The sequence below is a fragment of the Saltatorellus ferox genome, assembly GCA_007751475.1.
Classification (GTDB): domain Bacteria; phylum Planctomycetota; class UBA1135; order UBA1135.
In genome coordinates this window covers 3946599-3971910 of record CP036434.1, presented here as the reverse complement: position 1 = coordinate 3971910, position 25312 = coordinate 3946599, and the positions used below count along the sequence as shown (strand labels likewise).

The 25312-nt window shown below is 67.9% G+C and carries 16 protein-coding genes; 8 read left to right on the top strand and 8 right to left on the bottom strand.

Annotated features, from left to right (window positions below):
- Positions 1 to 32: 32 nt before the first annotated feature.
- A complete protein-coding gene (locus tag Poly30_RS14165) occupies positions 33 to 3380 on the top strand; it encodes a CRTAC1 family protein (protein ID WP_145198352.1) in 3348 nt (1115 codons plus the stop codon).
- Between the two features lie 37 nt (positions 3381 to 3417).
- Here the strand turns inward: Poly30_RS14165 and Poly30_RS14160 are convergent, their stop codons facing one another.
- Entirely contained in the window at positions 3418 to 4086 is a 669-nt protein-coding gene (locus Poly30_RS14160; protein ID WP_145198350.1) for a hypothetical protein, read from the bottom strand.
- A gap of 100 nt (positions 4087 to 4186) precedes the next feature.
- On the opposite strand from Poly30_RS14160, the gene Poly30_RS14155 reads away from it, so the two are divergent.
- A complete protein-coding gene (locus Poly30_RS14155) occupies positions 4187 to 5482 on the top strand; it encodes a CCA tRNA nucleotidyltransferase (RefSeq protein WP_145198348.1) in 1296 nt (431 codons plus the stop codon).
- Between the two features lie 23 nt (positions 5483 to 5505).
- Here Poly30_RS14155 and Poly30_RS14150 read toward each other — a convergent pair whose 3' ends face one another.
- The 3 genes from Poly30_RS14150 to dxr are packed head-to-tail and all read right to left on the bottom strand — an operon-like array spanning position 5506 to position 9689.
- Positions 5506 to 6561, bottom strand: coding sequence for a UbiA family prenyltransferase (locus tag Poly30_RS14150; protein WP_145198346.1), 1056 nt, complete (start codon positions 6559 to 6561; stop codon positions 5506 to 5508).
- Positions 6558 to 8477, bottom strand: a complete 1920-nt coding sequence (gene rseP, locus Poly30_RS14145; RefSeq protein WP_145198344.1) for an RIP metalloprotease RseP — start codon at positions 8475 to 8477, stop codon at positions 6558 to 6560. The genes Poly30_RS14150 and rseP overlap by 4 nt, the downstream gene beginning before the upstream one ends.
- 48 nt (positions 8478 to 8525) lie before the next feature.
- A complete protein-coding gene (gene dxr, locus Poly30_RS14140; RefSeq protein ID WP_419190176.1) occupies positions 8526 to 9689 on the bottom strand; it encodes a 1-deoxy-D-xylulose-5-phosphate reductoisomerase in 1164 nt (387 codons plus the stop codon).
- Between the two features lie 318 nt (positions 9690 to 10007).
- On the opposite strand from dxr, the gene purM reads away from it, so the two are divergent.
- The 5 genes from purM (at position 10008) to Poly30_RS14115 (ending at position 16335) form a co-directional block, all read left to right on the top strand.
- The gene (gene purM / locus Poly30_RS14135; RefSeq protein ID WP_145198342.1) at positions 10008 to 11060 is read left to right on the top strand and encodes a phosphoribosylformylglycinamidine cyclo-ligase; all 1053 of its coding nucleotides are present in this window, start codon (positions 10008 to 10010) and stop codon (positions 11058 to 11060) included.
- A 110-nt stretch (positions 11061 to 11170) separates the two neighbouring features.
- Entirely contained in the window at positions 11171 to 11875 is a 705-nt protein-coding gene (locus Poly30_RS14130) for a hypothetical protein (RefSeq protein ID WP_145198340.1), read from the top strand.
- A 26-nt stretch (positions 11876 to 11901) separates the two neighbouring features.
- Positions 11902 to 13191, top strand: a complete 1290-nt coding sequence (locus tag Poly30_RS14125) for a hypothetical protein (protein WP_145198338.1) — start codon at positions 11902 to 11904, stop codon at positions 13189 to 13191.
- On the top strand, positions 13188 to 15419 hold the full coding sequence (locus Poly30_RS14120) for a fused MFS/spermidine synthase (protein WP_145198336.1): 2232 nt from the start codon (positions 13188 to 13190) through the stop codon (positions 15417 to 15419). The genes Poly30_RS14125 and Poly30_RS14120 overlap by 4 nt, the downstream gene beginning before the upstream one ends.
- 103 nt (positions 15420 to 15522) lie before the next feature.
- Positions 15523 to 16335 carry a hypothetical protein gene (locus Poly30_RS14115; RefSeq protein WP_145198334.1) on the top strand — a complete coding sequence of 271 codons (813 nt, stop codon included), beginning with the start codon at positions 15523 to 15525 and terminating at the stop codon, positions 16333 to 16335.
- 30 nt (positions 16336 to 16365) lie between these two features.
- On the opposite strand, the gene Poly30_RS14110 is transcribed toward Poly30_RS14115, so the two are convergent.
- Both Poly30_RS14110 and Poly30_RS14105 read right to left on the bottom strand, forming a co-directional pair.
- Positions 16366 to 18411 carry a HEAT repeat domain-containing protein gene (locus Poly30_RS14110; protein WP_145198333.1) on the bottom strand — a complete coding sequence of 682 codons (2046 nt, stop codon included), beginning with the start codon at positions 18409 to 18411 and terminating at the stop codon, positions 16366 to 16368.
- A 145-nt stretch (positions 18412 to 18556) separates the two neighbouring features.
- Positions 18557 to 20695, bottom strand: a complete 2139-nt coding sequence (locus tag Poly30_RS14105; RefSeq protein WP_419190175.1) for a HEAT repeat domain-containing protein — start codon at positions 20693 to 20695, stop codon at positions 18557 to 18559.
- 479 nt (positions 20696 to 21174) lie between these two features.
- Between Poly30_RS14105 and Poly30_RS14095 the strand changes: the two genes are divergently transcribed.
- The gene (locus tag Poly30_RS14095; RefSeq protein ID WP_145198327.1) at positions 21175 to 22467 is read left to right on the top strand and encodes a sensor histidine kinase; all 1293 of its coding nucleotides are present in this window, start codon (positions 21175 to 21177) and stop codon (positions 22465 to 22467) included.
- A gap of 95 nt (positions 22468 to 22562) precedes the next feature.
- Here Poly30_RS14095 and Poly30_RS14090 read toward each other — a convergent pair whose 3' ends face one another.
- Both Poly30_RS14090 and Poly30_RS14085 read right to left on the bottom strand, forming a co-directional pair.
- Positions 22563 to 23333 carry a succinate dehydrogenase/fumarate reductase iron-sulfur subunit gene (locus Poly30_RS14090; protein WP_419190174.1) on the bottom strand — a complete coding sequence of 257 codons (771 nt, stop codon included), beginning with the start codon at positions 23331 to 23333 and terminating at the stop codon, positions 22563 to 22565.
- A 35-nt stretch (positions 23334 to 23368) separates the two neighbouring features.
- On the bottom strand, positions 23369 to 25312 hold the full coding sequence (locus Poly30_RS14085; RefSeq protein WP_145198325.1) for a fumarate reductase/succinate dehydrogenase flavoprotein subunit: 1944 nt from the start codon (positions 25310 to 25312) through the stop codon (positions 23369 to 23371).

Below are 25312 nucleotides of genomic sequence, written 5' to 3'. Positions count from 1 at the left end.
CTCTGGGAGTCGTTCAGGGTAAGCTCGTGGGTATGGAGGACGTCAAAGACGACGGGTGCCGCGCGTGGCAGCCCGGGCGGGTCAGGATCGGACGAGCGTTCCGGTGGCTGGAACGGCAGGCGGCCTGGACCTCCCTGGCCGTGCTGGTGCTTCTGACGTCGTGCGGGAGCGATGCGCCACCCAACGAATCCGGGACGTCTTCGGCGCCGCCCGCCACCCGGGAGATGGCCGTCCAGCAGCAGCAGAACGCCACCCGGCAAAACCCTCGGTCTAGCGCTACCTCCCAGGCTTCCCCCGAGGCCTCCATCCGGGTCTTCCCTCCGCAAGCTCCCCGCCTGCGGCCCGACTTCGCGGAAGTCGCCGCGCAGGTCAACCCCGCGCATCCGAGCGCCCCCTGGCCAGGTGAACTCCTCGCGACGAGCGCCGAATCCTCGCTGGTGGTCTTCCTGGAAGCGATCCGTCGAGGCGACGCCAAACTACTGGGCGGTATGGTCACGCGGGACTTCCGAGGGCAGGTCCTGGACGCTGCGGGCGCACCGGTCGCGGCATCCGGCGAAGAACTCCTCACGAAACTCGGCGCTGCGCTGAGACTCGGCGATCCGCTCATGTCGAATCCCGGTGTCCTGGAGGTGAGCGTCAGCGAGGTCGAGGCGCCGCCGCTCCTGGAAGCGAATGCGAGCGAGGATCAGGCGGCTCGGCTGGGTCGAACGATCGCCCATGTGCGAATCGGAACCAGGCCGGAGACCGCGTCGGAGACGCGGGCCCAGGTCCAGGCGACGATCGAGGTCGTGTGGCGTCTCGGCCGTCGCGTTCGGATCGCGGAAGTCTCGCTCCTTCACCTTCGTCATGACGAGATCGCGCCACCATTTCGTGATGTGACCTCCTCGGTGGTCCTGATCGATGAGGTCCGGGATGGCTCCCTGGCGAAGCTCCTCGGTCACGGAGCGCTGGAAGCCGCGGGCCGTACCGATCGCCTCGTCGCGGTGTCGGACATCTATCTGGCGCTCCACGGTGCGGCCGTCGGCGACCTCGACAGCGACGGGTGGGAAGACATCGTGGTGGGGCGGGCGGGCGGGCAGCCCAACCTTTGCTTCATGAACCGGAGCGGCAGACTCCACGAAGAGGGAGCGGCGCGGTCCCTGGACGCTCTGGATGACACGGGGGGCATGCTCATCGCCGACATGGACGGCGACGGACACCGGGACGTGCTCTTCGGTCGGGGCCAAGACGTGGCCATCTCTTGGAACGATGGGAGTGGCCATTTCGCGGAGCGGACCGCGCTGACGACGCCCTCCGGGACCGCGAGGGTCTACTCCCTTTCCGCCGCGGACGTCGACGGTGACGGCGACCTCGATCTCTACGACACGCGGTACTTCCGCTCGGGCAGCTACGGCGCCCAGGCGCCCACGCCGTACCACGACGCGATGAACGGCGCGAGCAACGTGTTCTGGCGCAACCTCCTCGTCGACGGGGACGCGGCAAAGCCGCGGCGGTTCCGCGACGACACGGCCGCGGTCGGGCTCGATGTGGAGAACGACCGGTTCAGCCTCTCGTCGGTGTTCGACGACTTCGACGGCGACGGGGATCTCGACCTCTACGTCGCGAACGACTTCGGGCAGAACAACCTCTACGCCTGGAACGGCACGCGCTTCGACGTGTTCTCGGAGGCCAGTGGCCTGACGGACAAGGCAGCCGGGATGGGGCTGAGCGTGGCGGACGTGGACCTGGATGGACAGTCGGATCTCGTCGTCAGCAACATGCACTCGGCGGCCGGCATGCGCATCACCCGCGAGGAGGAGTTCGGGCTCTCGCTGACGCCCGAGCTGAGAGCGGAGTTCACCCGCCATGCGCGCGGGAACACGCTCTACCAGGGACTGGGCGGCGGACGCTATCGAGACGTCACCGACATGACCGGGGCCGCGCCGGGCGGATGGGCGTGGGGAGCTCGCTTCGTCGACTGGGACCGGGATGGCCTCATGGATATCGTCGTGCCGAACGGGTTCTTGACCGGCCGCGGCGGGCCCGACCTTCAGAGCTTCTTCTGGCGCCGGGTCGTCGGCACGACGCCGATGAGCCTCGATGCGCCCGACGAGAGCATGGATCGCTACCTCGCGGGCTGGGCGGTGATCAGCCACCTCTCCCAGTTCGGCCGTCAGCACTGGAACGCCCATGAACGGACCTTCTCCTACGCGAACCGCGGCGGCTTCCGGTTCGACGACGTGACCCTCGCGACCGGGCTCGGCTTTGCGGACGACGGACGCGCGCTCGTCACCGCAGACCTGGATCGCGACGGACGCCTCGACCTCGTGTTCAGGAACCGAACCTCACCCATCCTTCGGGTGATGCAGGGCGTCCATGTGGGCGGCGGATGGGTCAGCCTGACGCTGATCGGTGATGCCCCCAACGTGGACGCGGTCGGGGCGCGCGTGGAGATCGCGGCAGACGGCGTTAAGCGGTTCGCGCGCATCACCGCAGGCGACGGCGTCCTCGGGTCCTCCACCAAGACCGCGCACTTCGGGCTCGGCGCAGCCCGTTCGATCGACGCGGTTTCGGTGACCTGGCCCGATGGATCGGTCGAGGAATTCAGCGCTTCGCCGGGCGGCGAATCGCTGCTCAACGGATCCTGGCAGATCGTGAAGGGAACCCGCGAGCCTCGGCTTTCGAGTCGCGGCGAGCCCTCCTTTCCGCCGCTCGATCGAGCGCAGCCCGCGCCGATGGAGTCGGCGGCTCCGGGACCACCGGCCTCTCGTGTCCCGCTGCTAGAGGAGTTTCCTCTCGGTGCATGGAGGCTTCCGTTCTTCGCGGGTCCAGGCAAGGAATCCGCCGTGGCGCGTCGGATCGACGAGTCCTGCGGCGCGAACGGGACGTTCCTGCTCTGCTGGAGCTCCGCCGTGCCTGATTCCGTCGCGGCGCTCAGCGATCTGCGAGGAGCCGAGGCAGCGCTGGAGACCGCGGGGGTGCGAGCCCACCCCTTGACGCTGGATTCCGTTCGAGAGGAAGCGCGCGCTCTGGAGCGACTCAGCCAGGCGGGACTGGAAGGAGAGCGCTCGGGCGGACGGGTTTCCCGAATGGACCGCGCCGTGCTGGAGCTGATCACCGCTCGAACGCTCGCGCCGTACGACGACGTGCCGCTGCCGCTCGGGATGCTCTTCGACTCCGAGGGCGACCTTGAGTGTCTGTACGTCGGCGATTGGCGGCCCTCGGAAGTGCTGGCGGATGCGGCGGCCCTCGCGGCGCGGACCGACAGCACCAGCGTACTGCCCCTCACAGGAGGCCAATGGACGGGCGATCCGCCCAGGCGGCTCCTCGAGGATGTGCCGGACAAACTGCGGACGCTCGGCCTCGTGGAACTGGCCGATCACCTCGAAGCGCGGCGCTGATCGAAAACCCATCCGCCGACGACGGCTCTCCCGAAGGTCACTCGCCGGTGGCGATGGGTGCCTGGATCAGGACCCAGCTCTCGTCGGAGAGATCGACGTGGAACAGCGCCTGGGTACCGCCGGGCGTGAGTTCGATCCGCGCCTCCACGGTCGACGACCGATCGGCGCCGCTCCACAGGCCTCCGTTCGGATGCCCGTAGATCGCGCCGCTGCTGACGGTCGCGAACGCGATGTCGCCGCTCTTGTCATAGGCGTCTGGCCAGGCCACGAGCGCTTTCTCCGTGACCGCGTTGCGGTAGACGTAGCCCGTGGCGAATCGATAGCCGTGGTGGAGCAGCTCGCCGGAGGTGCCGGTACGACGCGCGTCGGGAAAGCGGTGCTTGAGTCGCTTCACGTCCCGGACGAGCTCGAACAGGCCGGCGTCCGCCGAGTCCAGATGGCGCAGGCTCGCGGGGATCGCGCCGGGGGTGTCGCCCTCCGAATCAGGGATCATCGGCACGCCTCTCGGGAGGGTATTTCGGAACACGGCTCCCCCCAGGAGTCCGATGGTGAGCTTCGCGTCCTCGCGATTGGCCTCCAGCACGTGCGCCCGGAACCTGGGCATGGACACGACGACGACCAGGATCGCGATCGCGCTGACCAGGAGGGCCGCCGGGATGCCGCCGCCCACGGGGCGGGAAGCCTCCCATCCATCGGATGCTGGCATGGGCTCTGGCTGTGCAGCCGGTTCGATGGGGTTCTCTGGAGGCGTCATTGCTAGGGTAGGCACCTGAGTCTGGGGATCCAGACCGTTGGATGCAAACGTGATGGAGAAGGACGCAGGCAAGATCGACGGGAACTCTCTCCTGAGCGCGATTCCGGTCGATTGGCGCGAGCCGACGCTGGCGATCGCGCGGACGATGCGCGAGGCGGGGGAGCGCGCATGGATCGTCGGTGGGGGCGTGCGAGACCTCATCCTGGGCAGACCGATCAAGGACATCGACCTCGTGTCGGCGGCGCTACCCGATCGTGTCGAGGCGCTCTTCGAGCGGACCGTGGCCGTGGGGAAGGCCTTCGGGATCATCGTCATCGTGAAGGACGGCAAAGAGATCGAGATGGCGACCTTTCGCCGGGAGCGCGGCTATTCCGACAGCCGCCATCCGGATCTGATCGAGTACGCGGAGTCGCCCGCGGTCGATGCCGGGCGACGCGACTTCACCTGCAACGCGCTCTATCTCGATCCCCTGACGGGCGAGATCGAAGACCCCGCGGGCGGGCTGGCCGATCTTCGTGCCCGTCAGCTCCGCTGCGTCGGGCTCCCGGAAGAGCGCTTCCGCGAGGATGGCCTGCGCCTCCTGCGCGCGGGGCGGTTCCTGGCCGCCCTGGATCTGCAGCCTGCCGAGGGACTCCTCGCGGCGATGGAAGCCGAGCGCGAGTCCATCCGTGGCGTGAGTCCGGAGCGAGTCCTCGACGAGATGTCCAAGGTCCTCCGCGGGCCGGATCCGGCGCGAGCCGTTCGCGTGCTCTCCGACGCGGGTGTGCTGGATCTATCGCTGCCGGGTTGGTCGCGCAACGACCTGGCCGTGTCGGCGCTGGGCCGCGTGCTTCCCGGCGCGGAGCGAGGAGAGGTGTCCGCGGTCGCGCTCGGACTCGCGGTGCTCCTGGCTCCAGACCCGACCGACCTCGACAGCGTCGCCGATCGACTGGAGAGGCTGAAGTCGAGCAAGGAGCTGCGGAATTCGGTTCTCACCGTCCTTCGGACGCGGACGCAGCTCGACGCCCTCGTGGATGCAGCGGAGCCGGCGGACGTCCTGGAGCGTGGTCGGCGAGTGGCGCTGGCCCGCGATGGGTCGTTCGAGGCCGCTGTGTCTCTTGCGATCGCCCGGGCAGCGGACTCTTCCGAGGGGATCCGTGAGGCCGTGGCGCGGCTACGCGCGCTTTCGGCGGAGGCGCCGCCGGAGCCCGTGGCACTGACGGCGAAGGATGCGATGGAGGCCGGCTACCAGCCGGGGCCGGAGCTGGGGGACGTCCTTCGGCGCGCGGGCCTCGCGGCGCTCGGCGGTGCGTTCGAGGATCGTGAGGGAGCGCTCGCGTGGCTGCGCGACTCACGCTCACCGAGCTGAGCCTGGCCGGCGCCACGCCGACTTCAGGTGAGCGGGAAGACCTTCCGCATCGCGCCCGACATCCTCGCGCCGACCAGCGCCACGATCCCCGCGACGCTCGCCGCCGGCCCCATGAACATCCCCATCGCCGCGATGGACGCCGTGAAGAGCGGCAGCCTTCGCAGGGAGAGCCCCGTGGACGCGCCGACGGTGCCGCGGGTCCAGCCATTGCTTCCGTCGAGCTCGGCCGCGCGCTTCAGGAGCACTGTGGCGTTCCAGGCGGCGATCGCGGCGCAGGCGGCGAGCCCTGCCGCCGCCGGAAAGCCCAGTTCTCCCACGCGCAGCACGTTGCCACCCGGGGACAGCGCCACCAGCCCGGCGATTGGCACGGCCATGGCGGTCAGAGCGATACCCCGAAGCGCGCGCGAAGGGCGGTGGCCGAGGGGGCGCTGGTCCTCCTCGTCCTCAAGTCGGCCCAGGCGGCCGATGAAGAAGACGTGCGCGCCGTAGACCGCGCTGAGTCCGAGCAACGGGAGGCTCGGCGAGTCCACGAGTCCCACCAGCCAGGGCGACATCAGCCCCGCGCCGAGGTTGCCCGCGCGGCAGAGGCCGAGGAGGAGTGGTCCGCGGACCTCACCGCGGCCAGCGAGGTCATAGAGCACCGCGAGCGCCGCGACGACGGCCATCCAGACTCCAGCGCGTGGTCCCGCGCCGAACGCCCAGAAGATCCCGCCGAGGATCAGCATGCTGGCCAGCCCGAGCGCCATGGACGCCGGGATGGCGCCGGAAGGAATCGGTCGCTCGGGTCGTACCCTGGCGTCCTCCTCACGGTCGCTCCAGTCGTTGAGCGCCATCGCGCCGTGGTAGACCCCGAGGCTCGCCGGGATCAGTAGCCAGGGGAGCGCCGTCCCGGGCCACTGCGCCCCGAAACCTATGGCGACACCCACGAACACATCCGAGAGGGCGCTGAAACCCAGCGCCACCCGAATCAGCTGCCCGAACGCGATGATCGGGTTCGAGCGATCCGGTCCACCACTCGACTCACCACTCGCCGTCCGGTCCTTCTCGTCAGGCTTGCGCCTCGAACGCCGTCCGCTCATGGCGTGTTGATGAACCAGCGCACGATGTCCTGGTAGGTCACGTACACCATCAGCGACATGATCATCACGAGCCCGACCACCTGGCTGTAGCCGAAGGTCCGCTCCGAAACCGGCGAGCCCTTGATTCCCTCGATCAAGAGGAAGAGAAGGTGCCCGCCATCGAGGATCGGGATGGGCAGCAGGTTCAGGATCGCGAGGTTGATGCTGAGGATCGCGAGGAACTTGAACAGCACGCTCATGCCCTGGCTCGCCGCATCGGACGAGATCACGCTGATCGAGATGATGCCGCCGAGGTTCTTCGTGGAGATCTCCTCGCTAAACAGCATCTTCTGGAGCTGCTGCCAAACGTCCACCAGGAACCGCTTCGTGGTCGCGAATCCCTGGGTCATGGCCTCGCCCACGGTCTCCGCTCGGATGATGGTCATCGCGGCGGCGAGCCCGACACCGTAGGTCGGTCGGCTGAGGGCCTCGGGCTTCAGGGAGACGCGAATCTCTTCCATGGCGGGCGCCGGGCCGGTCGTGGGCACGCCCGCTGCCGCAGGCTCGGGCGAGCGGTAGGCGAGGAGGTCGACGTGGACGCCCTGGGCGACCGCATCGCGAATGGACGTGAGGAGGCTGTCCCAGGTGTCGACCGTCGCACCGTTCACCGAGATGATCTCATCGCCGTCCTTCAGTCCCGCGCGTTCGGCAGGGGAGTCGGGCGCCACCGTGACGATCGATCCGAGGCCCGGCGCTCCGATGGCGAGGTCGCCAGCGAGCAGCAGCGGGTCGGTGGACGCGTCGAGCGAGGCCGTGAGATCGACCCTGGCGCTCCCGCGCTCGACCTGGAGTGCCAGCGTCCCCGACTTCGGCGCGTCGATGAGGGCGTCGCGGAGGGCGGAGGCGCTGTAGACGCGCTGGCCGTTGACGCTCAGGATCCGATCGCCGCCGCGGATACCGAGTGACTGGACGAGGCTAGCGCCCGGGCCGGTCGTCCGCACGGCGTCGACGCGCGTTACGGCCGGTCCGACGCCGATGAGCTTGTTCGGACCCTCGGCCATCTTCGGTTGCACGGTCACCGTTCGCTCCGTGCCGTCGGCGCCGCGGAGTTGCAGCTCGATCGGTCCGGCGGCCATCATGGCACGGACCATCTGCTCTTCGAGCGAAAGGAGTGAGGGCTGTCCAACCACTCCGATCAGGCGATCCTCGGGGCTGAGTCCGGCCGCAGCCGCCGGCGAATCCGGTGCGACGACGAGCTTCGCGGTGGGATCGATGCCCGCGGGGAGGCCGATCCGATAGAGGCCAAACTCCTCGTCGAACTTCGGCTGGAGTTGGTAGGTCTTCACGCCGCCGGTTTCGCCCCCGTTGGGACCTTCGACCGAGGCCGGCGGCGGCTGGACCTCCAGCGTCACCCCGTCCTTGCCGTTCACCGCGACGGCCGTGACGAGGTGCTCGAAGTCCGTGATCTTCTGGCCGTTCACCGTGAGCACGCGGCTGCCGGCTGGCACGCCGGCTTCCCATGCGGCGGCTCCAGGCGTCGGCGTTCCGATGATCGCCTCGCGCGCCGGAAGACCGGCGAACATCACCAGCGGCATCACGACGAGCGCGAAGATCACGTTCATGATGACTCCGCCCGAGTAGTAGAGGAATCGCTGGGGGACGCTGAGCGAGGAGAGCGTGCCTTCTTCCTTCTCCGTCGTGCCGTCGTAGTACTCACCTGCGACCTTGACGAAGCCGCCGAGCGGAACGGCCGCGACCTGGAACATGGTGTCGCCGCGCTTCCAACCGAAGAGCCTCGGCCCGAAGCCCAGGGAGAAGATCTCCACCCTGGCACCGCACCAGCGTGCCGCCATGAAGTGCCCGAGTTCGTGCACGAAGATGACGAGGCCGATGCCGAAGACGACCAGGACGATGTTGAGGATGTCGGGAAAGTTCATGGATCAGGGGCGGCCAGGAGGCCTAGGGAACAGGCTGTTCAGCCAGGCCTATTTGCGGCAGGCGTCGAGGACGGCGTCCCGCGCATGGTCTCGGGCGAAAGCATCGGCTCGGAGAAGGCCGTCGAGGGTCGAGCCGTCCTGGCCCTTCCCCGCGTCGAGCGCGCTCCGGCAGATCGATGCGATCTCTGGAAGGGAGATGGCGCCGTCGAGGAAGGCCTGCACCGCCACTTCATCGGCGGCATTGAGGATGGCGCCGGTGGCACCTCCCTCGTCGACGCAGCGGAAGCCGAGTTCAAGGGCTGGAAATCGTTCCAGGTCGGGGGCCTCGAAGGTGAGGTTCTGGAAGAGTTCGAAGGAGAAACCCTCCAGGGACGACGTGCCGCGGTCCGGGTGGTGCAGCGCGTAGTGGATGGGGCCGCGCATGTCCGGCGGGCCGAGCTGGGCCATGACGGAGCCGTCCACGAACTCGACCATCGAGTGGACGATGGACTGGGGGTGGACCGCGACGTGGATCCGGCTGCGATCGAGGCCGAAGAGATGATGGAGCTCGATCACCTCCAGGGCCTTGTTCATGAGCGTCGCGGAGCCGACGGTCACGCGCGGCCCCATGTCCCAGTTGGGATGGGCGAGCGCCTGGGCTGGTGTCGCGGCCGCGATCTCGGCGGCGGATTTCGTGCGGAAGGGACCGCCGCTGGCGGTCAGGTGCACGCGACGGATCCGAGCCGTATCCTCTCCACGCAGGCACTGGAAGACCGCCGAGTGCTCGGAATCGACGGGGAGGATGGCGGCGCCGCGCGTGCGGGCTCGCTCCATGACCAGCTCGCCTGCGATGACGAGGGACTCCTTGTTCGCCAGGCCGAGGGTCTTCCCGCGATCGAGGACCGCGAGGCTCGGGGCGAGGCCCGCTGCACCCACGATCCCGTGGATCGCGATCTCGAAATCGGCGGCTTGGATGAGTTCCAGCGTCGCGTCAGGGCCCGAGAACACCGTGGTGCTGGGCGACACCACGTGCCGCAGCTCGTCAGCTGCACCGGCGTCCGTCAGGCTCACGAAAGCCGGGCGGAACTCGTTCACCTGGGCGGCGACCTCCTTCCAGGACCCCCGCGCTGCCAATCCAGCGACCTGAAGCCCCGATCCGGGCTCGCGGACGAGCTGGGCCGTCTGCTGACCGATGGAGCCAGTGCTGCCGAGAATCAGGGTGCGTTTGTTCAAAGCGGAGCTCCCAGGGGAAGCCGTGGGGGTTCATCGGCTATCCGAGGGACCGAAACGAGGGGCATTCTTGCCCAGGAACCACCGAGTCTACCGGAGGCAGCCGCCTCGATCCCGCGTCACGGTGCGAAGTCACGGGCAAATGCGAGCGCGGTGAGGCCCTCGGATGGCTCGATCGGATGGCTGGATCGGGCGGCTGAATCGGCCTGGGGTGTAGGACCGCAGCGCCGGGGTGACTAACCTAGTGGACCGCCCCCCGAGCCAGGCCGTGAGACAGGTGTGTCCCGCGGCCCGATCGGCCCCTTCAACCCACGCCCCTCCGTGACCGACCCCGCTCCCATCACCTATCGCGATGCTGGCGTCAACATCGACGCCCAGGACCAGGCTCTCGCCTCCGCCAAGGCGTCGGTCCGCGCGACCTTCACGCCCGGAGTCCTCTCCGACATGGGCCTTTTCGGCGGGCTCTTCGATCTCGCCAAGGTCGGCTCCGAGGGGCACATCCTGGTCGCGAGCGCGGACGGTGTCGGCACCAAACTGGAGGTCGCCAAGCGCGCGGGGATCCACGACACGGTCGGCCGAGACCTCGTCCAGCACTGCATCAACGACATCCTGGTCCAGGGGGCGCGGCCGCTGTTCTTCATGGACTACGTCGGAACCGGCAGGCTGGAGCCGGACGTGGTCTCCGCGCTGGTCCGCGGCTGCGCGGACGCGTGCCGCGACAACGGGCTCGCGCTCCTCGGCGGGGAAACGGCCGAGATGCCGGGCCTCTACGGGGAAGGCGACTTCGACCTCGTCGGCTTCATCGTCGGGTCCGTCGCCCGGGACAAGGTGCTCGACGGCAGCCGCGTGCGGCCGGGGCAGACGCTGATCGGGCTGCGCTCCAGCGGCCTGCACACGAACGGGTACTCGCTGGCGCGGAAGGTCATCTTCGAGCGCCTCGGGCTCGGGATCGACGATCGTCCTGAGGCTCTCGGTGGCCAGACCGTGGCAGAAGCGCTCCTCGCCCCGCATCGAAGCTACCTGGAGCTCTGCTGGCCGATGCTGGAGAAGAACCAGCTCGCGGCCCTGGCGCACATCACCGGCGGCGGCTTGCTCGACAACGTGCCGCGCGTGCTCGGCGCCCATGACGCGATCATCGACCGGTCGACCTGGGAGACGCCCGCGCTCTTCCAGATGATCGTCGACGCGGCCGGGATCGCGGGCACGGATGAGGCCTATCAGGCGCTGAACATGGGCATCGGGATGGTGCTCTTCGTGGCCGACGAGCACCTCGAAGCGGTGGAAGCGCATTTGCGTGACGCCGGAGAGGACGCCGTTCGGATCGGACATACGGTCGCCGCGAGCGGTGACGAAGGGGAGGTTCGATGGGCTTGAGGCAGCGCGGTTCGAACCCGAGGAGCGGCCGCTGCGCTTTCGTCGTCGCCGGTCTCCTTGCGCTTGCTGTGGTCGTCGGCGCCGGGGCGCAGACCGCGTCCGATTCTGGGGTGCAAGGGGATCCAGCCCTTGCGGTGCTGGAGGTCCTGCGCCAGGACCCTGCGGCCCGTTCGGGTGATCTCGCGGATCGCGGTCGTCTGCTTCGGGCGGGGTACGACGCGTTCATCTCCAGCATGGATTCGTTCCAGGGCGACCTGGCAGTCGACCTCGCGCGAGAGCTGTTCGCCGAGGATCCGGCGATCTGGAGCGCCTTCTGCCTGGAAGGCGCGCTGCGCCGGTCGGCGGATTCCGAGGCCGGTCCGGAGTCGCCTCGCTTCCGAGAAGCGCTCGAGGTTCTCGAAAGCTTACGGGAATCGAACGCGTCGGATCCGGTCGCGCAACTGGACCTGACGAACCGGATCGCCATCCTTGCAGGCGGCTTCGGGGCCCGTATCGTCGAGCGTGCGTCGCTCGGTCGCTCGCTGGCATCCAGAGGCGTCGACGGCGCACAGATCACCGGTCTGGCGGCGCTGGCGGATCGTCCTGCCGTGGCCGAGCGGCTCTTCGGCTCACTTTTGGATCGCTCGATGGCGCGCCCTGCCGCCACCGCGCCCTCGGGCGAGAACGGCCAAGATGACGAGTCCGTCATGCCGTCATCGCCTATAGAGAGCCTGCCATCCCGCGACGTACCACCGGAAGCGGCACCCTGGGCCCTGCGCGGACATGCGCTGGCCTCGCTGGAGCTGCTTCGCGGTCCTTTCTCCATCCAAGACTGACCCCCCCCCTCGAACTTTCCAACACCATGCGTTTTCCTACCTCGTTCGGCACTGCAGGCCTCGGCCTCGCTTGCGCCGCGCTCGCTGCTGCCAGCCCGCTCATCACCCAGGCCTCGCGCCAGCTCAAGGACTCCGATATCAAGAAGGTCGCGTCCACGCTGGGGGACTACTTCGAGGCCATCGCGGAGGGGAAAGGCATGCTGGAGGCCGAAGCCGATTTCTACGAAGAGGTCAACAAGGTCAACGAGAAGAAGCTCAAGGATGGCGACCTGCTGGCCCTGACGGCCGATGTGAACCAAGCCATCTACATGTCGAACGGCTACGAGCGCAAGGCGCCGAAGCGAGCGAACGGTTCGGTGATCGAGAAGTCGTACAAGACCTCTCGGGTGCAGAGCGGCTCGGTGGACTACGCCGTCTGGACGCCCGCCAAGTACAAGCCGAAGGACGGCCCGTTCGCGCTGATCATCACGATCCCCGAGGAAGGGAAGTCCCCGGAGAACCACGTCAAGGAGAACTACATCGACGGTGGACTGCTCGATGCAACGGTCATCGCCGCGCCGAAGATGCCCGGGGAAACGGACGCCTGGCTGGAGCGCGATGGGCTGGGGTCCGTGCTCATCACGCTCCGTGACATCACCGATGTGTATGCGATCGACGTCGAGCGCATCTTCATCGGGGGCCGCGGCAAGGGCGGCGAGGCTGCCCTCAAGATCGCCAACATGTTCCCCGATCGCTTTGCTGGCGCGTTCTGCTGGGCCGGCGACGGCGGCGCCGAGGTGGCGGCCGAGAACCTGACCCACGTGCCCGTGCTGATCCTCGGTGGGGGATCGAACGCCACGGCTCTTCTCGAGCGTGCGAAGGCGGCAGACCTGGAGAACGTGACCCTGGACCCCGCAGGCGGCCAGGATGCGATCATCTCCTGGATGGCCGATAAGCGCCGCACGAACTACCCCGACAAGTTCACGATCGTCCCGGGCGAGATGTTTCCGACGCGGGCCTACTGGGCGCAGTTCGCCCCGACGGACGACATGGCCAACACGCGCCTCGAGGCCGAGGTGAATCGCGAGACGAACACGATCACGCTGACCGGCAAGGGAGTCACCGAGTGCACTCTCTACTTCTCCGATGGATTCGTCGACCTCTCCAAGCCCGTGACCGTCATCGCCAACGGTGCCGAGCCGGTCGTGGATACGTTCGAGCGGTCGCCGTCGGTGTTCCTTCAGCTTCTGAAAGACAGCAAGTCCGATGCGGCTCGGTACTACGTCGCTTCGAAGCAGTACACGCTGCCGATCGTCGCCACCGAATCCGATAAGTGAGCGACCACTCCTCGCCGGCGATCTCGACCCCAGTTCTCGCGGTTCTCGTGGGGCTGGCAGGGGCCGCGACCATGGTCATCGAGCTGGGCGCCGTCAGGCTCCTGGCGCCCTGGTTCGGGACGTCGAGTAGCGTCTGGACGAATGTGATCGGCGTGGTGCTCGCCGCGCTCGCCCTCGGCTACGCCCTGGGCGCGCGGCTCGCGTCAGGTCGCTCGCCGCTGCGGAGGCTCGGGACCGTGCTGCTGCTCGGTGCCGCGTTTGCCGCTTGGTTGCCTATCGCGGCATCGGGTATCGCGGCCTGGTTCATGCCCGCGGGCGTGGCGCTGCACGATGCCGCCGAGCTCCTGGTGTGGGGCAGCCTCGGCGCGGCGACCGTGCTCTTCCTTCCTGCGGCGGCGACCCTGGGTTGCGCGGGCCCCCTCGCGGTCGAGGTGCTTCAGCGCGTCCGCGGGGGCGGCGCTGGCCGAGCCGGTGGCCATGTGCTCGCGGCCTCGACGATCGGAAGTCTGGTCGGCACGTTCGGCACGACTCACCTTTTCATCCCCAGCCTCGGGGTGACCGGGACGTTCCTGACCGCCTCGGTGGTGCTCGCTGCGGCCGGTCTCTGGCTCTGGTTCGCGAGCGCGAGGGGGACCCGTTCGACGGTGCAGGCGGTCGGCCTCGTTCTACTCTCCGTCGGTGGGGGGACGCTGTCGGCTTCGAGCGCGGAAGCGCGTCCACCTGGAGAGGGGGAGACGCTCCTCGCCTCGGCGGACTCCTCGATGCAATCGCTCCGCGTGATCGAGAGCGGCGAGGGCGCGCAGCGCATGCGCTTCCTGCGCGTGAACGAGAGCCTCGACTCCTTTCAGTCGGTCTGGAAGCCCGAGCCGGGACTGCTCCTCGGTGGGCACTACTACGACTACTTCGCGCTCCCGTATGCGTGGACCTTCCACGAACTCGGCGAGGCGCCTCCGACCTGGGACGTGCTCGTGATCGGGCTGGGCGCAGGAACCGCTGTGCGCGTCCTCGAAGGCGCGCTGGCGGACGGCACGCGACTGCGAACGGTGGGCGTCGAGATCGACCCCGAGGTCGTGGAACTCGGAGCGGAGTACTTCGACCTGGAGCGCGGAACGGACGATCGCGTGGCCGTCGGCGGAATGGACGGTCGAGCGGCCCTGCGCTACATGGATCGTCAGTTCGACCAGATCATCGTCGATGCGTACGCCAACAACATGGAGATCCCTCCGCACCTGGCGAGCACCGAGGCTTTCGCGGCGATGGGAGCGATCCTCAAGCCGCGCGGCTGGATCTCGATCAACGTCGGAGGTTTTGGCCTGGAGGATCCGGTGGTGCGAGCCGTCGCCGCGGCGGCGGCTGTCGGGCTCCAGGAAACCGTCAGCATCGGCCGCATTCCGTTCTCCAGGAACCTGGGGGTCTGGCTGCGCAAGGACGACGAGGTTCCGAGGCCCTCCACGTCGGAATTTGGCTCCCTGGGGCAGCCGCTGCCCGGTGGCACCGGGCAGCTGATCGAAGGCTTCTCGGTCCCGGGGGCATGGGCGAGACTGGAGCCCGAGGCGCTCGCGGAGTCGGCGAAGAACGATGATCGGTCGGCGATGGAAGAACTCCAGCTGGAGTCGATTCTGCTGGCATCGAAGCATCTACACGAACTCGACGATGCGTCGGGCGACGGATCCGAGGAGAGGGTCGCAGGGCCAGCGGCCACGCAGGACGACGAGGCCAACTTCGCTTCGGTCCAGGCGCTGCAAGGCGAGGGCGTGGACATGGCGCTGGCCTTCGAGGCAGCCCGGGCGATCGAGTCGCCTCGGCTTCGGCAGACGGCGGAGTCGCGCTTGCTCTGGGGGGCTGGCGACCTCTTCGGAGCGCTCGATGCGGCGACGCAGGGTCTGCGCTTCGTACCAAGGGACCCTGGTCTGCTTCTGACGGCCGTCAACCTGGGGCTGATCGTGGGGGCGAGCCAGGCGTCCGGCGAGCGCCTCGCGCGATTGCAGGAGGTGGTTGACACCGATGCTTCCATGGACACGCCAACGCGCGACTGGTATCGAGGGCAGATCGCGCCGCTGATCGATCTGCAGGCCGACGCGCAGCGTCTGCGGCAGGCGAAGGAGAGGGCAGTCAAGTTGTCGCGGTGGTCCACTTTCGCGATGGCAGGGGCGGCGCTGGGTCTCATTCTGGCACTGGCTTTCACGGGCAGGGTGGGCGGAGCCTCGTCTGCCTCCACGACTGGGTAGGCTTCGAAGGAACTGGCGCGCATCGGCGTTCGTCCGAATCGCAGCGGCGGCGCAGCAGAGGCTCGCCGCTCCACGACCTTCCTCCAACAGACCACCGCTCCACATGCGTTCTCTTCGCTCCGTCCTCGCCGTGACCCTCATCGGTGCCCTTTCCAGCGCCGCGTCAGCGCAGATCGGCTCCACCTACTGCACGGCCAACCCGAACTCTTCCGGGTCGATCTCCGCCATCTCCGCCGTCGGCAGCACGGACGTCATGCTCAACGACGTCACGCTGCAGTGCGGCAGCCTTCCGACCAACGCCTTCGGCTACTTCATCACCAGCCAGACCCAGGCGTTCGTCGCGAACCCTGCAGGAAGCGCTGGCAACCTCTGCGTCGGCGGTCAGATCGGCCGCTACGCCGGCAACATCCTCACCTCGGGCACGAGCGGCGCGGTCTCGCTGACCATCAACCTCAACTCGATGCCGGCGCCGACGAGCACCTACTCCGTCATGCCGGGCGACACCGTGAACTTCCAGTTCTGGCATCGCGACTCCAGCCCGGCCGGTCCCACCTCGAACTTCAGCCAGGGCCTCGAGATTCCATTCGACTCCGTCGCTTCCGGCCCGACGTTCGAGAACGACATCTATCCGATGCTGACGCAGCCGAACATCAACGCGTCGTCCTGCGTCACGTGCCACGGCGGCATCTGCGGACTCGACCTTTCGACGGCTCAGATCGCATTCAGCTCGCTGGTCAACGTCCAGTCGTCTTGCTGCTTCCCCGAGATCTACGTCGTGCCGAACGACCCGAGCAGCAGCGTCTTCTACACCAAGCTGACCACGCCGACGTGCGGAAGCAAGATGCCGCTCGGCGGGACATTCGCCGGCGACCCGAACGTGGTTCGCGACTGGATCCTCGCGGGCGCCCCTTTCTGATCAGACGTTCGATTCAGATCCCAGGACCTGTCAGAACAGGTCGAGCACGCCGCCGCCGTCTCTCTCGTTCGTGAGGGTCGGCGGCGCTGCACTCCAGGTCACGTCCAGCGCGAGGTGGGCGTTCCAGGGCAGGGACCGGTTGGAGCAGATGGCCCCGAGCGCCGCCGCGGCGAACGCGCGCGAGGTGTCATCGATCTTGCGCTTCCCGATGCGATCCTCGCGCATGACGTAGAGGAGCGCGGGCACGGCGCCGGGGTCGTTGCACCAGGCAAGGCCCTGAAGCGCCGCGATGCGCTCCGGCATCAGGCGAGCCCGCGCGAGCCGAGTGACGAGCAGCTCCACGAGGTCGTCGTCCTTCAGCAGAGCGAGCGCGATCGAGGCTTCGCGGAGGACCTGTGGGGCCACGAGCGGGTCTGCGGCCACGTCCTGGAGGGCGTCGACGGCGCCGTGGGCCTGGAGCAGGGCGAGCGAGGTGGCGAAGAGTCCGCGAACGCTGAACGAGCCCGTCGTGAGCCCCTTCACGAGCGTGCCGGTTCCCTCGTCGTCGCCCGCGAGCGCCAGTGCGACGGCGGCGGCGCTCTTGCCCTCGGGGCTCACCGCGTCGCCGAGCTCTTTCATCAACAAGGCGCGGTTCTGGAGTGAAGCCGATGCGCCGGCGCCATGGCGCAGGTGCTCGAAGAGTCCGAGGGCCAGCGCCGCCCAGGGACGCTGGCTGGCTTTGCCTTCCGAGGCGAGCCCGCGGAATAGACCGGCCAGGTCCTGGGCGACAGCGCCGCGCACGCTTTCGACGTCGGTCCCAGCCCGGCCAGCGATGCGGGCCAGCGCCAGTAGAGCGAGTCCGCCTTCACGCTCCTGACCTTCCTTCGCGACCTGGAGGAGCCGCTCGATGGCATCGCGGTCTCTGCCGTCCGCGCGCGGCTCGACGAGTAGCCCCAGGGCCTGGCAGACTCCCTCGCGAACGGTCGCGTTCTTCTCGCCGCTGCGGAGGGACAGCGCGAGCGTGAAGCGAGCCAGCATCCGCTGCCGGAGTTCCTCCTGGGCCGCGGCGACCGCGAGCACATCGTGCGAGTTCTCAGGCGACCCTACGTTCGCGCGAGTGAGGCGTGCGATGGCGACCGGGGCCTGGCTCCGCGCGCGCAGGTCGGTGCTGTCTGCATCGAAGAGCGCGAGAAGTCGTCGGACGGTGGCTTCCTGGCCGGCAGGCGGCGCCTCGTCGCCTGTTTCGGGAACGTCGAACGGGAGGGGGGCCCATCCGATCCCCAGGATGGCTGCCGCGGCGACTTCGGTGTCCTTCGCGTGGACCTCTGCCACCTGGAGCAAATGCTCCACGACGAACGTTCGCTCGGAGTGCCTGCGGCTATGGTGGCCGACGAGGCCGAGCGCGTAGGCGGCGAAGGCGCGCGTTCGCTCATCGATGCGCCCGCCGCCGAGCGCCTTCTTGCCCTCGTCCCGGCCGTCGACGAGGGCCGCAAGGAGCGTCGTCGAGCGCGGTCCACCCACGAGTCCGAGGGCGATCACGGCCGCATCGCGTACGCGCTCGTTCGCGTCTTTCAATCGGGGCAGGATGGAGGCTTCCACCGAGATGGCGTCGGCCGCCTGGAGGTACTCCTTCGGCGCCTCTCCGATCTTTCCGAGCGCGAGCAGGCAACCGACGGCCAGGTCGAGGTCCCGCGTGCTGGAGAGCCGTTCCTGGAGCATGGGCACGACCTCCGTGAAGACCTTTTGCTCCGATAGGCCAGGGAGCGAGCCGGTGCGGCGCTCGCCACCGAGGGGCATCGCCATCACGTCGCCGGCACCGCGGTAGCGAAGCTCGGCCAGGAAAGGCTCGCGATTGAAGGCCCACCAGCGAGTCCAGCTGGCGCTGCCTTCGAGGAAGTAGCCGCCAGGGTCACCGGGGCCGCCGCGCGTGGTATCGCCGGGGCCGGGCATCAAGCTGGAGCCACGCGGTGGGGCGAGGGCGAACTGAGCCAGAGCGGGCGAGCCCAGAGTGCAGAAGAGGAGCAGCGCGGAACCGACGGAAAGCCAAGGCGCGAGCGGGTGGCGAGATGCGATCTTCGAGGGTGGGGGTAGTGACATGGGAGGTTCCCGGCGGCTGGGTGGTGGGCGTACCTCGTTCTATAGCCCATTCCACCCCGTGACTACGCCAGCGGGGCATCCGTACAAAAAAAGCGCCCCGGCGCGTCCTTGATGGACGCGCCGGGGCGCTTCAGTCAGGCAAATCCTAGAGGATATCCAGGACGCCGGTGCCGTCCGAGTTCGTCAGCGTTTCGACGTTGGCCCGGTAGTTCACGTTGCGCGAGAGCTTCGTGTTCCAGGGCAGCGGCTCCTTGCTGCAGACGATGCCGAGCGCGACCGCGGAGAAGCCGCGGGCGATGTCCGACGCCTTCTTCTCGCTTTCGCCGAGAAGCATCTGCGTCAGGGGCTCGACCGACTCCTTGTCACCGATGAAGCCAAGCGCGCTCGCGATGGCGGCCTGGGCCGAAAGACCCTTGGCGTCTTGGAGCATGGACACCAGTTCCGGAACCGCCGTCTTGTCGCCGAGGAGACCGAGTGCGATCGCCGTCTGCTTCAGGAGGTCGGGGCGGAACTTGGCCTTTTTGACGACGTTGTTCAGGACTTCCACCGCCTGGGTGGCCTGCATGAGGCCGAGGCCGACGGCGATGTTGCCGCGAGCTTCGTCGGTCGAGAACTCTTTCTTGTCCAGCATGCCGAGGAGATCGTCAGCCGACTCGGAGTCCTTCAGAAGGCCGAGCGAGATGGCGTATCCACCGATGAGGGCGGGCTGCTTCTCCTTCTTGGCTTCACTGCGGACCGCGAGCACCACGTTCGGCGGTGCCGGCGTGCTGGCCTCGTTGAGCGCGTGGCCGTAGACACCGAGGGCGAGGGCCGCCCAGGGCTGCTTCTGGCCTTTGCCCTTCGCGAGGGCGGACAGGATCTCCTTCTCCGCAGCACCTTGAAGGCCACGGTCACCGGTCGAGCCGGCACGGCTGCCCATCTCGCCGAGGGCGATCAGGCCGAAGTACTCGGTGTGGTTGTCCGCAGACTGCTTGGCGATACGTGCGAGCTCCTTGAAGATCAGCTCGTTCTGCTTGCCTTCTTCGCCGGTCGAGCCTGCGTTGCCGATCATGCCGAGGGCGATCGTCGCCGACATCAGGACCTCGACGCGCTTCTCCTTGGAGTTCTGGTCAGCCAGCTCCAGGAGACGATCGATCACCTTCCCGCGAATGGCGAGCTGGCTCTCGGGGATGCTGTCGTGGGTCGACAGCAGTCGAGCCGCAGCGATGGGAACCTGCGAGCGAACGCGGAAGTCCTTGTCTCCGCCTTCGTCGCCGCGGGTGTCGGGGTTCATGTTCTCGATGAGGTACTCGAGCAGAGCCACGCGGTTGGCCGCGTACTTGGCGTTCGAGTCCTCTTCGGTGACGGCCACCTCCGACTCCCAGTCGAGCGGAATCAGGCCGAGGGCGCTGATGGCACCGACCTTGATATCCGGGCGGGCACCGCGCTCACCTTGGATCGTGTCGACGAGGTGCTCGACGATCGTCTGACGCATCTCGTTGCTCGCGGTCTTGTTGCCGACGAGGCCGAGGCCGTAGGCGGCGAAGGCGCGGGTACGGACCGGAACGGCCTTGCCCACGAGGCGCTGGCCTTCGTCGTCACTCCGCATGAGCGAGACGAGGGCCGGAACGCCGCGGTCATCGGCGAGGATGCCGAGGGCCAGCGCGGCGGTCTCCGCGTTCTGCTGCTCCTTCGACTTCAGGAAGCGCGTCATGATCTCGACGAACTGCGAGCTACCGTCCTCACTGGGAACGTCGCCGATCTTCGCGAGAGCCACGAGGCAACCCGTGACGATGTCGTTCTGCTTCTCGGACTCGAGGGTCTTGATGAGTGCCGGAACCACCTTGTCGCGGATCAGGCTTTCACTCGGACGCAGCGAGCTTTCGCGCTGGTCCTCTTCACCGCGACCGAGGAAGAAGTCGTCACTGCTGGAGACGACGCCCGCGGAGCGAACTCGAGCACGCAGGTTGAGGTACGGCTCCTTGTTGAAGCCCCACCAGAAGTCCCAGATGGAAAGGTCGGGGCCCGCGGAGCCGCCGCCCGAGGTCGGGCCAGCGGAAGCAGGGCCGGCCGCCGGAGCACCGGGGCTGGAGGGGCCGGGGGAAGAGGGGCCGGCCGGGCCAGGGGCCGAGGGGCCGCTGGGGCCGGGCGAGGAGGGGCCGCCTGCGCCGCCGCCGCCGCCGCCGCCGCCAGGAGGGACGGTGTCGCCAGGACCGCGGTACGTACCGCCGTGGCCTGTCGACACGTCCGGGAGGCAGAGGGCGCCAGCCGCGACGAGGGCTCCAAGGAGCAACTGTTTCTTCATGGGATCGGAGTCGTGGGGGTTCGGGGTCCCGAGGATTCAGGCGAGACTCGTCTGAATCGGGGCCCGGTGACCAGCTAACAAAAGTTGTGATACCGGGGTGGGAGGAGACCCGCGGCGGTGATGCAAAGAGAGTGCAAGCGGTATGCCAGCGCCTTAGAACGCGAGCATGGCTTTCTGAACGGTCCTCCAGTCGTGCGGACCCGAAGGCCCGCGCGCGCCCCATGATAGGCCCTGGGGCGTGAAAGACGCCATATTCGTCCGAGACACAGCCCACCGAAGCCGGGAATTGCGGCAATCCGTCACCGTGGCGTCGTCGGCTTCCAAGCGGGGAGGCGTTACGCAAAAGACCCCACTCTGGACGTGGCTGAATGGCCGCGTTACGGCAGCGTGACGGATGTGCACGTTGACGAACCGTTCAGATGGCGAGCGGCGCTTGGCAGAGCCTTCTTTTTGGAACCTCAGATCGGCAGACTCCCGGAGTGAGGCACCCCTGGCATGCTCTGACGCGACTCTTGACGGACGGGATCGGCGAGTCTACCGATTCTGGCGGTTCGCTGGGGGAGGCGTCTCTCCAGGAGGCCTGGACCGAGGCCGCCGCCCGGATGGGGCTCGTCCGGCTGGTCTGGTGGGCGGAGAGAGGCGACACGGAGCCCAGTCTCGCCTATCCGTGCCTTCGGAGTGCGGTCAGGAGCTACCCGGGCCCGCGCCGTTACCGTGCGCTCTCTCGGTCGATCTGCGGCGGTGAAGAAGAGCAATCGGTGGAGGTCGACGGCGCCGTTCTGGCGGCCGCTGCTCTTCCCGGACGCTTGCCTCCGAGGGCCGTTCTCTCCGAGTTGGCCACGCTGGCGCTCGCCTTGCTCCGCAAGCATGAGCTGATCGCGGAGCGACGGAGGACCCAGCAGCGGCTGGCCCAGGCCGATGCGACGGCGGCAGCCGGGCATGACCTGCGGAACGAGCTGACCCGTGCCCTTCTGTTCGCGGGCCGTGGCCACGCCGGCGATGGTGCGGAGGTCGTGCGGGCGCTCGGCGCGGCGCGTGATCTGGCTCAGTCGGCGCTCTTGCCTCCGCTCCAGCATTCGTACGAGCGCGCGGCGGAACTCACGACGCTCGGGCTCGTCGACCTGCGGATCCTGGTGACCGAGGAGATACGGGCCGCAGCGGCCGCCGCCCGAGCGCCGCTGGGTCGAGTCCCTTCGGTTCGACTGAAGTGCCCCAAGAGGGTGAACGTACTCGTGCACGAAAGGACGTTTCGGCGAGCCATTCGGAATGCGACGCTGAACGCGATGGAGGCGGCTGTGGGGCGCGGCTCCGTTTCGTTGCTGGCGAAGAGGCTGGATTCGGTCACCACGTCCGGCCACGGCGTGACGCTGGAGATCGAAGATCAGGGCGTCGGGATGTCCGAGCAAGAAGTCCGTCGCTTCCTCGATCCTCGCGGGGCGACGGTGGGGGACTCTGCCGTCGCGGATGACCTCGGCGGCAAGCCAGCCTCCACGGGGCTGGGGACCGCTAGCCTCGCCCTGGCGCTCACGGCGAGCTCCATTCCACTGCGCGTTCGAAGCGCACCCGGCGTCGGCACGAGGCTGACGTTCTGGCTGCGGGAAATCGTCGACCTGAGGTCGCCCGTTCAGGTGGTGGTGGATCCGGACGTCCGGCGGGCGCGCCGCCGTATCGAGGTTCTCAGAAAGCGCTTCGGGGCGGCGTGGGCCGTCGAGTCGGCCGCCGCAGCCGCACCGCTTCTGAGGTCGGAGTGGACCGTTCAGGCCCCTGAATGAACAGCGCCGCGCCGATCCCCTGAAGGAACGGCGCGGCGCCAGTGGAACCAGCGGGAGGGACGCAACGACCAGCCGTTGCGCCGTCCTGCCTGCCGCTATCGTTCGATCAGCGTGGCGCGGGCGTACTCGCGGTTCATCCGCGCGATGTTCTCCACCGAGATCCCCTTCGGACACGCTGCTTCACACTCGTAGTGGTTGCTGCAGTTGCCGAAGCCCGCGTCGTCCATCGCGTCGACCATGGCGAGCACGCGGCGCTCGCGCTCGGGCTCGCCCTGGGGCAGAAGCGTCAGCTGGCTGACCTTGGCCGACGTGAACAGCATCGCCGAAGCGTTCGGGCAGGCCGCCACGCACGCGCCGCAGCCGATGCAGGCCGCCGCTTCGAACGCGAGGTCCGCTTTCTCCTTTGCCACGGGAATCGCGTGAGCGTCCGGAGCCGCGCCGGTGTTCACCGAAACGTAGCCACCGGCCTGCTGGATCTTGTCGAACGCCGAACGGTCCGTGATCAGGTCCTTGACGATCGGGAACGCGTTCGCGCGCCACGGCTCGATCTTGATCCGATCTCCGTTCCTGTACGTGCGCATGTGCAGCTGGCACGCCGTGGTGCGCTCGCGCGGGCCGTGGGGCTGGCCGTCGATCGTGAGCGAGCACGAGCCGCAGATGCCCTCACGGCAGTCGTGGTCGAACGCGAACGGCTCTCTGCCGGACTCGACGAGTTCCTGGTTGAGCACGTCCAGCATCTCCAGGAACGACATGTGCTCGTTCGCGGTGATCTCGTGCGTTTCGAATGCGCCGGGAGCGCCCGGTCCAGCCTGTCGCCAGACCTCGAGCGTGATGCGCATGTCGCCTTGTTTGGCTTTTTGAATCATCTTCTTTGTCTCGTGTGGAAGGTCCAGGAAATCGGCTACTTGTAGCTCCGCGTCGTGAGCTTGACCTCTTCGAAGGTCAGTTGCTCGCGGTGCTCGGTGGGGACGGCGTCGGGGCCGTTGAACTCCCACGCGGTGACGTGGCTGAAGTGTTCATCGTCGCGCTTCGCCTCGCCTTCTTCGGTCTGGTGCTCGGCGCGGAAGTGACCTCCGCACGATTCGTCGCGCACGAGCGCGTCGTGCATCATCACCTCGGCAAACTCCATGAAGTCGGCCACGCGGCCGGCCTTCTCGAGATCCTGGTTGATCGTGTTCTGATCCCCGATCACGCGCACGTCCGTCCAGAACTGCGAGCGCAGGTCGGCGATCTTCCGCTTGCCCTCCTTGAGCCCTTCGGCCGTCCGTTCCATGCCGCAGTAGTTCCAGACGAGGTTGCCGAGTTCGCGGTGCATCGACTCGACGCTCCGCGTGCCCTTGATCGCCATGAGGTCGTCCGCTCGCTTGCGCGCGGAAGCTTCCGCCTCCTTGAACGCCGGGTGATCCTTGGTCACTTCCTCGAGCTTTCGACCCGCGAGGTGGCTCGCGATCGTGGCCGGAATCACGAAGTAGCCGTCGGCGAGCCCCTGCATCAGCGCACTCGCGCCGAGTCGGTTCGCGCCGTGATCGGAGAAGTTCGCCTCGCCGAGCACGAAGAGCCCTGGGATGGTGCTCTCCAGGTTGTAGTCGACCCAGAGGCCGCCCATCGTGTAGTGCACCGCGGGGTAGATCCGCATCGGCATCTCGTACGGGTTGTCGCCCGTGATGCGCTCGTACATCTCGAAGAGGTTGCCGTACCTGGCTTCGATCGTGGAGCGGCCATCGCGTTTGATCGCGTCCGCGAAGTCGAGGTACACCGCCTCGCCGGTCGGGCCTACGCCGCGACCCTCGTCGCACACCGTCTTGGCGTTCCGCGAAGCCACGTCCCGGGGGACGAGGTTGCCGAAGCTCGGGTACTTGCGCTCGAGGTAGTAGTCGCGTTCGGCTTCCGGAATCTCCGTCGCCTTGCGGGTATCGCCCTTCGTCAGCGGAACCCAGACGCGGCCGTCGTTACGCAGCGATTCACTCATCAACGTGAGCTTCGACTGGTAATCGCCCGAGCGCGGGATGCAGGTCGGGTGGATCTGCGTGTAGCACGGGTTCGCGAAGTAGGCGCCGCGCTTGTGGGCGCGCCACGCCGCGGTGACGTTGGAGTTCTTGGCGTTGGTCGACAGGTAGAACGCGTTTCCGTAGCCGCCGGTGCACATGAGCACCGTGTGGGCAGAATGGCGCTCGTACTCGCCGGTCTTCAGGTTGCGCGTGATGATGCCGCGCGCAACGCCGTTGACGACGACGAGGTCGACCATCTCCTGGCGCGTGTGCATCTCGATCTTGCCCGCGTGGATCTGGCGGTTCATTGCGCCATAGGCACCGAGAAGAAGCTGCTGGCCGGTCTGGCCGCGCGCGTAGAACGTCCGCGAAACCTGGGCTCCACCGAAGGAGCGGTTGTCCAGAAGGCCGCCGTACTCGCGCGCGAACGGAACGCCCTGCGCGACGCACTGGTCGATGATGTCCACCGAGACCTCGGCGAGACGGTGCACGTTGGACTCGCGGCTGCGGTAGTCGCCGCCCTTGACCGTGTCATAGAACAGGCGGTGAACGGAGTCTCCGTCACCCTTGTAGTTCTTCGCGGCGTTGATGCCGCCCTGGGCAGCGATCGAGTGGGCGCGGCGCGGGCTGTCGTGGATACAGAAGGCCTTGACGTTGTATCCCATCTCGGCGAGGGTCGCTGCGGCGGAGCCGCCTGCGAGGCCGGTGCCGACGATGATGACGTCGAACTTGCGCCGGTTGGCTGGGTTGACGAGCTTGAGGTCGAACTTGTAGTTCGTCCAGCGGTCCTCCATGGGGCCACCGGGGACCTTGGAGTCGAGCTTGGCTGATTGGGTGGGAGAGTCGGCGATCGTCAT

What these genes read in the sequence shown, in the direction of transcription:
- Poly30_RS14150 (WP_145198346.1), bottom strand. Translation starts at nt 6,561, where the DNA reads ATGAGCGGACGGCGTTCGAGGCGCAAGCCTGACGAGAAGGACCGGACG.
- Poly30_RS14155 (WP_145198348.1), top strand. Translation starts at nt 4,187, where the DNA reads ATGGAGAAGGACGCAGGCAAGATCGACGGGAACTCTCTCCTGAGCGCG.
- Poly30_RS14165 (WP_145198352.1), top strand. Translation starts at nt 33, where the DNA reads ATGGAGGACGTCAAAGACGACGGGTGCCGCGCGTGGCAGCCCGGGCGG.
- Poly30_RS14125 (WP_145198338.1), top strand. Translation starts at nt 11,902, where the DNA reads ATGCGTTTTCCTACCTCGTTCGGCACTGCAGGCCTCGGCCTCGCTTGC.
- Poly30_RS14105 (WP_419190175.1), bottom strand. Translation starts at nt 20,695, where the DNA reads ATGAAGAAACAGTTGCTCCTTGGAGCCCTCGTCGCGGCTGGCGCCCTC.
- Poly30_RS14160 (WP_145198350.1), bottom strand. Translation starts at nt 4,086, where the DNA reads ATGCCAGCATCCGATGGATGGGAGGCTTCCCGCCCCGTGGGCGGCGGC.
- Poly30_RS14085 (WP_145198325.1), bottom strand. Translation starts at nt 25,312, where the DNA reads ATGACGATCGCCGACTCTCCCACCCAATCAGCCAAGCTCGACTCCAAG.
- Poly30_RS14115 (WP_145198334.1), top strand. Translation starts at nt 15,523, where the DNA reads ATGCGTTCTCTTCGCTCCGTCCTCGCCGTGACCCTCATCGGTGCCCTT.
- Poly30_RS14110 (WP_145198333.1), bottom strand. Translation starts at nt 18,411, where the DNA reads ATGTCACTACCCCCACCCTCGAAGATCGCATCTCGCCACCCGCTCGCG.
- Poly30_RS14090 (WP_419190174.1), bottom strand. Translation starts at nt 23,333, where the DNA reads ATGATTCAAAAAGCCAAACAAGGCGACATGCGCATCACGCTCGAGGTC.
- rseP (WP_145198344.1), bottom strand. Translation starts at nt 8,477, where the DNA reads ATGAACTTTCCCGACATCCTCAACATCGTCCTGGTCGTCTTCGGCATC.